Below are 12056 nucleotides of genomic sequence, written 5' to 3'. Positions count from 1 at the left end.
TAGCCTTTTTTATTTGCCCTATGACATGCGGAAAGACTTTAGCAAAGTACATAATCAATGTAAAAGACGGAGCATGCACCTTGAGTAGTAGGCTGATGTTCATAGTGTAGTACGAACCGCACTGTAAGGGTGTGTTTGTAATTATATTTGAATTTTTTGAGGGAGATGAGAATTTTGGTTGACAAAAAATTAAAGGTAGTAGTGATGCTTGTTATTATGGCGATTTTTGGAACATTAATTTCTGGTTGCGGAAATAAGAATACAGCAACCCAAGGCCAGCAGGAGAAGGCTGAGAAAAAAGTGGTGGAATTCAATTACCCGGAACTAGTGTATTATGATTATATTTATCTGGCAGATGAACTGGGCTACTTTAAAGACGCTGGCGTACGCCCCAAATATGTGGGTAAAATCGCGACAGGACAGGTTATACCATCATTGGTAAGCGGTTCAATTGACGTGGCAACCCGCCATACGCCTGTGGTTATCGCAGCTATTGCCAGTGGTGCGGATGTCAAAATTTTTGCTGCAGGCAGCAAATCAACTAAACAGTGGCCGCATATGAAGTATTTCGTGCGGGCTGATTCTGATATTAAATCAGTTAAGGATTTTGGTGGCAAAACAATTGGACTCAATAGTTTTGGTGCATGCTCCGAATATGTGACAAAAAAATATCTAAAAGACAATGGAGTCGATCCCACCACGCTTAGTTTCAAAACAGCACCAGAAGATCAACAGGAAATACCTCTATCTAAAGGAAATACGGATATAGCCATTATCCATCCCCCAACCTCAGGGCGTACAGCAGAAAGCCCTAACTTTAAAATGTTGTTTAGTGATTGGGATATCGATGGCGGCATAAGCGGTATGTGCCCATACTCAGTAAGTGGTAAATTCCTTAAAGAACATCCAGAAGCAGTCAAGGAATTAACTGAGATTCTTATCAAGACTTCAAAATGGAATAATGAGCATCCTGAAGAAGCACGGGCCATCATGGCTAAGCGTTTTAACATAAAACCAAGCCAGGCAGAGATGTATGAGTTCTATGAGGATCAGCTTGTGCCGGAAAAAGGCGTACAGTACTGGATAGATAGATTGGTTGAGGAAAACAAGCTAAGTGCCGGGCAGGTAAAACTTGAACAGATTTACACCAATGAATACAATCCTAACTATAAAAAATAAATAGATGGGAGATCGAAGTTAAGATGATCAAAATACAGGCCAGCCAAGTTCACCGCGAATTTCAAGTGAAAAACACTTCCGGAAAACAGGAGAAGCTGGTAGTTCTGGATGATTTCAACCTGCAGGTTCGCGAGGGGGAATTTCTGTCGATATTGGGGCCAAGCGGCTGCGGGAAATCGACCTTCTTAAATATCTTGGCCGGCTTGGATAAGCATGATAGTGGACAGATCTTGGTGGATAATGAGCCGATAAAAGATAGAAGCTTTGATCGAGGCATGGTTTTCCAGGGGTATGCACTTTTGCCCTGGCGGACGGTGTTAGAAAATCTGGAAATAGGGCTTGAAATACGTGGTGTGGGTAAAAAAGAACGTAGGGCCCAAGCACAGTACTACTTATCACTGGTAGGTTTATCGGCTTTTGCCAATCAGTATCCACATCAATTATCTGGTGGGATGAAGCAGCGTGTTGCTATAGCACGCGTGCTCGCCTATCAGCCTGATCTTTTACTAATGGATGAACCGTTTGCGGCCTTAGATGCCCAAACACGGGAAACCCTGCAGATCGAATTGATCAGAATCTGGGAAGCCGACAAAAAGACCATTGTGTTTATAACCCATAGTATTGATGAGGCTATTTTGTTATCTGATCGTGTAGCGGTAATGACCGCAAGGCCTGGACATATAAAAGAAATTATCGATATTGATCTGCCGCGGCCACGTACTGAGGAGATTCGCAATTCAGCTGAGTTTGTCAAAATCAGGCAGTATGCCTGGAACCTGATAAAAGATGAGGTTACAAAAGCTCAGAATTTGCAGCGAAGTACCGAAGAGCGTGAACCCCATAAATCGACTATCCCTTTACCACAAAAGGAGAATAAAAACATTGCTTTGAAAAGGACTGGTGAACGTAGTGAAAAAGTTGGCTGATTTTTTTAGTAACTCATTTGAAAAAACGATTGGCCTTATCCTCTTCATTGCGTTATGGGAGTTGTCTCCGCGCGTAGGCTGGGTAGATGCTACCTATCTCAGTCCGCCTTCAGCTGTACTGGCAGCGCTGGTTTCCCTTTTTAAAACAGGGGCTTTGGGTAAACATCTGTTGATCAGTCTGCAACGTGCCTTAATCGGTATGCTGGTTGCGGTTACTTTTGGTACGGTATTTGGTTTATTTATCGGGTATTTTAAGCGAATTGAAAGTTTTTTGGACGCTTTGTTTCAATCTTTCAGGCAAATGTCGGCTTTTGCGTTGTTTCCAGTTTTCATTTTGTTGTTTGGCGTTGGTGAGCTTTCTAAAACCATCATTATTTTTTGGGCTTCACTTTGGCCGATTCTGCTAAATACCATTAGCGGGGTTAAGAATGTGGATAAATTAGTAGTTCAATCGGTTAAATCCATGGGTGCATCGCAAGGCTTCATCTTCTTGAAGGTCATACTACCTGCTGCTGCGCCTGATATTTTTACCGGAATCAGGTTGGGCGGGTCTTACTGTGTAATGGCTCTTGTTGCTGCAGAAATGATTGGGGCTACAGCAGGCTTGGGATATTTAATCATGTACTCACAGGAAACCTTCAATATTGCTGAAATGTATGCAGGTATTGTGGGGCTGGCTATCATGGGTCTGGGAATTAACTATGTTTTAAGGCTAATTGAAGGATCATTTACTACTTGGAAACAGGGAACATCAATCGGAGAGTAAGCAGAAGGAGGGAAGACAATGGCTATTAACAGGAGATTATTGGAAGTCTTGCAGGAAAGAAACATTGCGCATCATAATAAGCAAGACCTCAAGCTACCAAAAACATTCGCAGACAGAGAAATAAAGAAAGCGCCGACAGCCCGAACTAAAAAATTGCTGGATTTATATTACGCAACATTATCTTCCATTGATACTGAATTTTCCTACTGGTACACACGAAAATGGGATGAACTTGAAGGTGATATTCCTACGATAAAAAGGGCGGAAGCATTAAAAAGCGCCTTTTCGCATCTGACCCCTAACATTATTCCGGGAGAAAAGTTGGTCATGCAAAAGACTAGTTTTTACCGGGGATCTTTTCCTATGCCCTGGGTTGCTGGAAGCTTCTTGTTGGAGGATGCGGCAAAATCGGCAAAAGCCAGTGCTGTCAGCAGTGGTGATAAGGTCATGGGTACAGGGGGCGGCAATGTAGTCAATAATTTTGGCAAGGTCGTTTCGGTTTCTGGTAAATTTGGCCTTAGAGAAGAGGAATTGCCGAGTCTGAAAAAGCTTGCCCAAAATTGGGTAGGTAAGTCGGTTGAGGATCTAGGGCACAAGTATGAAGCCCTCATTCCGGATTATGAACTGAAACAGAAATTATTGAGTACTAAGATTTCCTTTGATGATAATGGCTATACACTTGTGCAGGGCAGGGAAACCATGAATTTCTACTTTCCTCTGCAATACGGCTTGGAAGGCGTTAGGCAATTAGCCATTGCCAGAAAAAATGAGGTAGCTGGCAAGGCCGATGGCGATGGTGTATTAGGGATGGATCGCTTTTACTATTATGAAGCGGTACGGCTTGTGATTGAAGGACTGCAAGCATGGATATTGAATCATGCCAAACTGGCCAGAAAAATAGAAGGCCGGACCGAATCGCCTGAGCAGAAGCAGGAATATGCTGAAATTGCCGAATGCCTGGAGTGGATTGCCTATAATAAACCCAGGACGTTCAGAGAAGCATTTCAATTGGTTCATACCTTGCATATTGGTGCGTCAAACGAAGATCCGATTTGCGGCGCAGCACCCGGTCGCATCGGACAGGTGCTTTATCCTTGGTTTGAGCAGGATATTGAGGCTGGTCGCACAAGTGAAGCCGAGGTTCTCGAACTTCTCCAATTGCACCGGGTTAAGGTGACTTGCATGGATATCTTTGCTTCGCCTAATATTGTCGGGGGGGCTAATTCCGGCAATACCTATAATAATGTTGCCGTTGGCGGATTGAAGAAAGATGGAAGTTCGGCGGTCAATCGTCTGGAGTATCTCATTGTAGAGGCAGGTATCACCTGCAATACACCACAGCCTACCTTAACCTGCTTATATGATGAGAAGCTGCCTGAAGAGTTTTTACTGAAATGCGTAGAATGTAACAAGACCGGCGTAGGGTATCCGGCATGGATAAATAACCGAAATTCGATTGATATACTGCTTAAACAGTTTGCTGAGGAAGGCATGACGGTGGATGATGCGCGGGCGATAGCCATTGGCGGCTGCCTTGCGATTGCACCAGGAGGCTTTCAGGAAGTAGAACTGAATGGGAAGAAATATGATATTACTGGCGGTGCCGGGCTTACATCTTTAGGCGGTGTGGCTTCATTAGCCAATCCGAAGATTTTGGAACTGGTTTTAACTAACGGGTTTGACCACAAAGCGGGCATTCAGGTTTACGAACCGCACAATAAAAAACTGGAAACATATGAACAACTGTTTGCACAGTTCCAGGAATATTTCGATAAGACTTGCTCAGTGCTGGTACGTTTCAATAATATTCATCACGATATTGCCAGAAAAAATAATATGTCTATACTCAATTCCTTTATGAAACCTGACTGCCTCAGTAAAGGGCGGCATAATGGCCAAGTTGGATACCGTTATAATGGCACCATGATGGTAGTAAACTGCGGTACGGGTACCTTGATCAATTCTCTGGCTGCTATCAAAAAACTGGTATATGACGATAAAAAGTATACCCTGCTGGAATTGACAGACGCACTCGTGAATAATTTTGGTTTTAAGACCGCCGAAGAGATTGGCAGTTTTTCATTGACAGAACAACAAAAGCGTGCAGGTGTTGACCAGTATGATACGATTTATCGAGATTGTCTGAAAGCGCCTAAATATGGCAATGATGACTGGTATGTAGATCAAATCTTGGCTGATTATGAAAAGTGGTTATGCAAGGCAGTACACAATTATGAATCGCTGTATGGCCGGAAGCTGCAGGCTGGGCAGTTTATCACTGGACACCATGGCCCCCAAGGAATTATAACCCTAGCCACTGCTGACGGCAGGCTGTCCGGAACAACTTATTCGGATGCCTCGATGTCAGCTTATCCCGGCACAGATAAAAATGGTCCGTATGCACTGTTTAGTTCTGCAACTGTCTGGGATCACACTGATTCTCAGAGCTCACAAATGAATTTAAAACTTCATCCTACCGCAGTGAAGGGTCAAGAAGGTTCCAGCAAGCTTTTGGAGCTGACTCGTTCTTACATGCGCAAGGGGGGGCAGCATATCCAGTATAATGTGATTGATTCTGATGTACTTAAAGACGCGCAGAAACATCCGGAGAAATACCGTGACTTGCTGGTGCGTGTAGCAGGCTTTACCCAGTACTGGTGTGAGCTTAGCAAGCCTATCCAGGATGAAGTGGTTGCCAGAACCGAATATGAAGGGGTATCATAACATGGCTGAATTATTGAAGCAGCATAACGATTGCGATAACTTTGCCGCAGTAGACGTTACAAAAGGCATTTGCCGGTTAACGAATGAGCTGGTGCTAATTGATTCTCAGATTTGCGTAAAGTTTGACGCCATACCAAAATGCAGTGGTTGCAGCTTTTTTCAGCATCCTGATAAGGAAGGTATTGGCACCTGCACCGGGCTGCAAAAAGAATATTGGACGGCAGCAAATTATAATGCTGCCTTATGCGAAGGATATGTCGGGAAATAATGCCACTCGCTTGGTCGCCAGCTCTCATGACTAAAAAGGAAGGTTTAGTCTTTGATATTCAAAGCTATTCGGTACATGACGGGCCAGGATGTAGAACGACCGTTTTTCTTGCTGGATGCTTTCTTAATTGCTTGTGGTGCGCAAATCCAGAAAGCTGGGATCTGAAAGAAAAGATAATGTTCGCCAAGTCCAAGTGTCAATATCTGAATGGTTGTACGCGATGTGTAAAGGCTTGTGAAAAACAGGGGATAGGTTTAGATAAGGCGGGTTCTTTAGCGGTAGATTGGCAAAAGTGCCAGCATTGCTCGGAGTTTAAGTGCGCTGACGCCTGCCATACTGAAGCATTAAAAATTTGTGGACGGCGATATACGCCAGACGAATTGATGCGTATTATTAATCGCGATAGAAACTTTTGGGGGCCAGCAGGTGGCGTTACTTTCGGCGGTGGTGAACCCTTTTACCAACAGGCTTTTTTGACCGAAATGGTGACAAGATGTAAAAAAGCAAATGTCCATACTGCCATTGAAACAACAGCTTATGTGAAGACCGAAGAGTTTCTGACAACAATGGATTATATTGATTTTGCCTTTATTGATGTTAAAAACATGGATTCGGACCGGCATCGAGAACAGACCGGAGTTGGCAATGAACTGATTCGGCACAATATTGCCGCTTTGGTGAAAAATGGCTGGCAGGGAAGGCTGGTACTTAGAATGCCGGTAATTCAAGGGTTTAACGACAGTAAGGAAAACATTATAGCTACTGCATCTTTTATGGATGAACTGGGCTTATATGAAATAAATATTTTGCCTCTTCACCGCTTGGGAGATTCCAAATGGGAGCAGTTAGGTAAGACATACGCATATAAAGATTATGCGGCGACACCACAGCAAAAGATGGAAGAAGTGCAAAGCATTTTTTTAGATCGAAAAATTGCTTGTTATGTCGGCAGTGATACTGCTTTTTAGACTATAAGGATGGCATCGGAGCCTGCAAACGGGATCTGCTAGAATATTGCTATCCATGGGTGTATGCGTCAAAGTCTGCCAGCATGGTTCGGGCGGCGAGCGGATACTTTGTTCAATTACTAATGGTGATATCCCTGATGTTGCTGTCGCGGCAGTATATCAGGGATTTTTTACTTTGCTTGCATGATTCTCGGAATGTGAAACAGCTTTTTTCCAGACTAGAGGACAGTGAAGGCGGCGAGTTTTCAGGGTTTAGGCTCTACGAATCAGTAATTTGCTGAAGAAGGTTAACTGGTTCCTGATGTCGTTTTCCTACTGGATAAGTTCATCCTTTTTCTAAAGATTGGCAGGGATAATCTTTAGAAAGGGGAAATAAATTAACTTAACATGCAGTCCGGAAACGGTGGATATGCTGGAGGATGCGATTGAACAACAGACACCTTATTTCTCGGACTACTTCTAATCAAGAACATAAGGCTTCAGTAGTAACGCGCATCCTTGATGCTAAGATTATTACTGCGTGGCTGATGGGACAGCACTCAAGTATGAAATTGAATAAAATAATTGCCGGTTACGGTGCTATCGTCTAGTTAATTTGCGGGTTGTATCGTAAGACAGAACCTGCGTGATTTTTATAATTAAGCGTATTTAAAAAAAGTACGGGGTGGCAATATGAAAGTATTAGTTGTGGACGATGACGAAAAGATATTGAAAGTGCTGACGACATATTTGGAAAAAGAGGGTTATACTGTAATAACAGCAAAGGATGGCTTGGAAGCGGTGGACAAGGCGCGTAAGCTTGAGCCTGATATAATCCTTCTCGATGTGATGCTGCCTAGTCTCGACGGCTGGGAGGTATGCAAAGAAATTCGGCGTACCAGCACTGTTCCTATCATCATGCTGACAGCTAGAGATGCCGAAACGGATCGAATTATCGGCTTGGAATTAGGCGCTGATGATTATGTCGTTAAACCATTTAGCCCCAAAGAAGTGATTGCCAGGATTCGGGCGATTTTCCGCCGATTACAACCTGCTGAACGAGAAAGCGGGGAATGCGTTATCCAATTTGGCGGACTGGTTTTGAATAAAAATAATCATAGTGTTACTCTTACCGGAACCCCCATAGAGGTAACACCAACAGAATATAAACTATTGGAACTATTACTCGCTCATCCTGGTCAGGTTTTTTCCCGGCTTCAATTAGTTGAAAATATACAAGGCTATGCGTTTGAGGGCTATGAGCGGACGATGGATTCGCATATTAAAAACCTGCGTAAAAAGTTAAATGCTTCACCTGGTGAGCCGCATTATATCAAAACCATTTATGGCGTTGGCTATAAATTGGCAGGTGAACAAAATGCGTAGCTTACTTGCACGGGTTACAGTGACCGTTTTTGCAACAACGTTTATTGTAGTAGTAGGGCTGATGTTTGTTGTCAATTATCAGGTATCTGAGAATTTTAGCTCGTACTTATATATGAGTGGCATGCATGGCATGATGATGAATCATGGCAGTATGAAAGCCATGATGGGCACGCCGGAACGGCAGTTTATCACATCGCTTCGGCATTCGCTAGTGCTGACTTCCGTTATTATGTTAGCAATCGGTGCGATAGTAAGCTACTATTTGGCTCGTAGTATTGCTGTACCTGTGATCAATCTTAACAAAGCTATCAATAACGTCACAGCTGGTAACCTTAATACAGCGGTTGCTATTGAGCGGCAAGATGAGGTAGGCCAATTAGCGGAAGCGTTTAATGAAATGACGGCAAAGCTTAAGTCAAATACAATTCTTAGACAACGGTTTTTAGCAGGTGTTGCGCACGAACTGCGTACGCCGTTAACAATTCTGAAAGCAAACTTAGAAGGCATAGCAGACGGAATCATTTCACCAGATCAAGAACAAATTAATTCTCTGACCGAAGAGGTGGACCGGTTAACGAAAATGGTGGGGGAGCTTCGGGATTTGTCCTTGCTAGAAGCCGGACAGATGGTACCTGAATACGGAGATGTTGATTTAAATACCACGCTGAGCCAGGTAATACAAAAGATAAAACCATTGGCATATGAAAAAAATTTAGAATTAATTCTCAAGGTTGATGACCATGTCTCGCATTTATGGGCAGATAACGCTATGTTGCAGCAGATGGCTTACAATCTAATAATCAATGCAATCCGCTATACCTCGGAAGGCAGCATAACCGTGAAAGCAGGCTGGGACAAACAAGATGTTTATATAGATGTTATCGACACTGGTATTGGAATTGCGCCAGCTGACATTAAGCATATATTTGATTATTTTTATCGAGTTGATCAGGCTAGAACAAAACAAAGCGGTGGTACTGGTTTAGGATTGGCCTTAGTCAAGCAAATGGTGACAGCACACGGCGGCCAAGTTTTTGTGACAAGTAAACTAGGGCATGGAAGTACTTTTACTTTAAGACTACCGCTAAATACACATAAAAGATGCATAATTTCTCCATAAAATCTCCACATTGTTTGGGTACAATAAAACCAAACGAAGGAGGTGCATAATTATGATGATGGGTTATGGTTTTGGCGGTGGTCCGCTGGGCTGGTTAGGCATGGGTTTCGGCATGATTATTCACTTAGCATTTGCCGCTCTAATTATAATGGCAGCTATTTGGATGTTCAAAGCTGTATTTCGCGGCGGGCATCAGGTACCACAGACAACAAGTGCGGTAGAAATAGTAAAACAACGGTATGCCAAGGGTGAAATTAATGCTGAAGAATATCAGCGGATGAAAAAAGAGCTAGAATAAATCAACATAGATTCTTCATAAAGGCTCTGTAACTTCTCCACAATGTTGGATTAAAATATAGACAAAAAATAGGAGGATATTTACATGAAAAAGAAAATTATGATTGCTACTATGTTGGCAGCCTTAGCTGCTGTACCGGTATTCGCAGCGACCGCTGACCAGGCTCAGTCGAATGACTGGTTTAACCAGATGTTCAACAATCACAAACAAATGGTGCAACAAGCTGTCGAAAATGGCACTATCACAGCCGACCAAGCGACTCAAATGAATGAGCATATGCAACAGATGGCCCCTGTAATGCAAAAGATGATGCAAAATGGTGGCATGATGAACGGCAACATGATGGGTAATAGCGGAATGAATCAAATCTGCGGTGGCACAGGCAATATGAATAACAATAATAAATAATAGAACAACAAAAAACCAGGAGCAATCCTGGTTTCTGTCTTTTAAGGCAGCACGTATATGGTTCACTCCTTTTCTGTTAGGAGAATATAATATGGTGAGTAAATAATGGGGGGATGCTAATGGTAATTAGCCCCGATTTAGAAAATTTACCATATATAATGATAAAAGGCGTTAAATATTTTGAATTAGTTGCCGAGCCGGTAGAAAGGGAATTGCTTCCTGGGCTGTGGATTCGTGGCTGGGGCTATAATGGTAGTATTCCAGGACCAACCATTCAAGTGTATCCCGGAGATTATGTCAATATTAGAGTCTATAACGCTTTACCGGAAGGGACTAGTGTTCACTGGCATGGGTTAGATATTCCAAATAATATGGATGGTGTACCTGAGATTCAGCCAACTCCCTTAATTAGGCCGAAGTGCTATTTTGATTATCATTTTAAAATCACTAATCCACCAGGAACCCATATGTATCACACCCACCATAATGTGGCTAAGCAAGAAATGTTGGGTTTGGCTGGTGGTTTTATCATACTAGATCCGAGCAGTCCGGCGGTAGATCGCGACTATTTTATTATGCTGCAAGAGTTTGCTGTAAAGGATTTACCAATGGGTATTTTAAAACCAGGCAGTTATGAGGTTGGCCCGCTGAATGATGATCTGCAGTTTTTTACTATGAATGGGCGGTGTTTTCCGGCAACTTCGCCGTTACCGGTGATGTTTGGTGAGCGCATACGTATCCGACTAGCCAATCCGGCTATGAAAGAGCATCCTATACATCTTCATGGTCATCAATTTATTGTGACAGCTGCTGATGGCAATGGAATTTTTGAATGTGCTAGGATGAAGAAAAATACCATTGCTGTTTCATCCGGGGAAACATGGGATATTGAATTTGAAGCGGATAATCCCGGTAATTGGTCGTTTCACTGCCATATTCCGCATCATAGCGCTAATAATATGACCAAAGAAATGGGAGGAATGCTTACTGTTGTTCAGTACTGCCAAAGTAGGCCCAAATAGAATAGCTACTTATTTTAGGTTTCCTAAGCTGTCAATGTCCGGCGTAATATGTGCTGGACATTTTTGTGTTTAAGTATATTTTCTCCTGAGCAAATGCCCTTGCGAAAATACAAGTAATGGCTGCCAATAAAGTGGTTTTGCTTACCCGCTGTTACATTAATAAGGGGACTTTTTCCATTCGGAGAGTACTTTCAAAAACCTTGGATAGATATTGGAATAAATAGTAATATATTGATAACGAAAACCACATAGGCTATAATAAAACCAAGTAGCCGGAAGGGAGTTTTTGGATGTTTGTTCATTTCCTTGGATAACCAATTTGATATGGTTTAGTATCCTTTTGCTAAATGTCCTGGCTTGTCGAGGACTATTTGGGTTGGCATAAACAAAGGGATACACCAAGGATGAATAATTGCTTATATTTTATCGGCTACTTTGTGTAACCATTATTAGCCATGCCGTAGGCGGATAGTCGTCCGTTTACGGCATTTTTTTATTTAAAATAAAAAATGATAAGGTGGTAAAGACAATGTTTATAAAGAGTAATAAATATAATGCTAATTTTGTTAAAGAAAATATGATGGGGCCAAATGCGATGAAAATTATGGAGGAATTAGCGGGATCCTTAAAGCTTGAGGAAGGCATGAGAGTACTTGATCTCGGTTGCGGGAGAGGATTAACTTCGATATTTTTGGCAAAAGAATATGGAGTTACTGTTTTTGCTACCGACCTTTGGATTAGTGCGACAGATAACTATGCGAGAATTAAAGCGATGGGAGTGGAAGATAGAGTAATACCAATACATGCGGAAGCGCATGATTTACCGTTTAAAAATAGGACTAAGGGCCGGTGGTATATGAACCGCTACCCATCAAGTGGACAATGAAATAAGAAAAAAATATTTTCTCTGCCAGTAGCCCTGCAGAATGGGGCTGCTGGCAGTTTTTATGCGGCTAGATACATTTCATGTTTTTCATACGGAGTCAAAACACCAAGATTTCGTTGTACTCGT

13 protein-coding genes are annotated in these 12056 nt (G+C 42.5%); all 13 read left to right on the top strand.

Annotated elements, in window-relative coordinates; all coding sequences use genetic code 11:
- Positions 1–174 precede the first annotated feature (174 nt).
- A complete protein-coding gene (locus VN447_RS17355) occupies positions 175–1179 on the top strand; it encodes an ABC transporter substrate-binding protein (RefSeq protein WP_325526610.1) in 1005 nt (334 codons plus the stop codon).
- 23 nt (positions 1180–1202) lie between these two features.
- On the top strand, positions 1203–2105 hold the full coding sequence (locus VN447_RS17350; RefSeq protein WP_325526609.1) for an ABC transporter ATP-binding protein: 903 nt from the start codon (positions 1203–1205) through the stop codon (positions 2103–2105).
- On the top strand, positions 2089–2871 hold the full coding sequence (locus VN447_RS17345; protein ID WP_325526608.1) for an ABC transporter permease: 783 nt from the start codon (positions 2089–2091) through the stop codon (positions 2869–2871). The genes VN447_RS17350 and VN447_RS17345 overlap by 17 nt, the downstream gene beginning before the upstream one ends.
- Positions 2872–2889: 18 nt before the next feature.
- A complete protein-coding gene (gene hpdB, locus VN447_RS17340; RefSeq protein WP_325526607.1) occupies positions 2890–5595 on the top strand; it encodes a 4-hydroxyphenylacetate decarboxylase large subunit in 2706 nt (901 codons plus the stop codon).
- A gap of 1 nt (position 5596) precedes the next feature.
- Positions 5597–5863, top strand: coding sequence for a 4-hydroxyphenylacetate decarboxylase small subunit (gene hpdC / locus VN447_RS17335; RefSeq protein ID WP_325526606.1), 267 nt, complete (start codon positions 5597–5599; stop codon positions 5861–5863).
- Positions 5864–5889: 26 nt separating this feature from the next.
- Positions 5890–6831, top strand: coding sequence for a 4-hydroxyphenylacetate decarboxylase activase (hpdA, locus tag VN447_RS17330; protein WP_325526605.1), 942 nt, complete (start codon positions 5890–5892; stop codon positions 6829–6831).
- Between the two features lie 425 nt (positions 6832–7256).
- Positions 7257–7421: a hypothetical protein gene (locus VN447_RS17325; RefSeq protein WP_325526604.1), complete on the top strand. Its 165-nt coding sequence runs from the start codon at positions 7257–7259 to the stop codon at positions 7419–7421.
- A gap of 82 nt (positions 7422–7503) precedes the next feature.
- Positions 7504–8196 (top strand): response regulator transcription factor, encoded by a 693-nt coding sequence (locus VN447_RS17320; RefSeq protein WP_325526603.1) that lies wholly within the window; start codon positions 7504–7506, stop codon positions 8194–8196.
- Positions 8189–9316 (top strand): HAMP domain-containing sensor histidine kinase, encoded by a 1128-nt coding sequence (locus tag VN447_RS17315; protein ID WP_325526602.1) that lies wholly within the window; start codon positions 8189–8191, stop codon positions 9314–9316. The genes VN447_RS17320 and VN447_RS17315 overlap by 8 nt, the downstream gene beginning before the upstream one ends.
- Before the next feature lie 52 nt (positions 9317–9368).
- Positions 9369–9614: an SHOCT domain-containing protein gene (locus VN447_RS17310; protein ID WP_325526601.1), complete on the top strand. Its 246-nt coding sequence runs from the start codon at positions 9369–9371 to the stop codon at positions 9612–9614.
- Positions 9615–9698: 84 nt separating this feature from the next.
- The gene (locus tag VN447_RS17305) at positions 9699–10022 is read left to right on the top strand and encodes a DUF2680 domain-containing protein (RefSeq protein ID WP_325526600.1); all 324 of its coding nucleotides are present in this window, start codon (positions 9699–9701) and stop codon (positions 10020–10022) included.
- 119 nt (positions 10023–10141) lie between these two features.
- The gene (locus VN447_RS17300) at positions 10142–11044 is read left to right on the top strand and encodes a copper oxidase (RefSeq protein WP_325526599.1); all 903 of its coding nucleotides are present in this window, start codon (positions 10142–10144) and stop codon (positions 11042–11044) included.
- A 529-nt stretch (positions 11045–11573) separates the two neighbouring features.
- Complete coding sequence (locus VN447_RS17295; RefSeq protein WP_325526598.1) at positions 11574–11930, top strand: SAM-dependent methyltransferase; 357 nt, start codon at positions 11574–11576, stop codon at positions 11928–11930.
- Positions 11931–12056 lie beyond the last annotated feature (126 nt).

Source organism: Sporomusa sp. (assembly GCF_035561155.1).
Classification (GTDB): domain Bacteria; phylum Bacillota; class Negativicutes; order Sporomusales; family Sporomusaceae; genus Sporomusa.
Note: the sequence above shows the minus strand (reverse complement) of the source record. Positions and strands in the feature narration are given on the sequence as shown.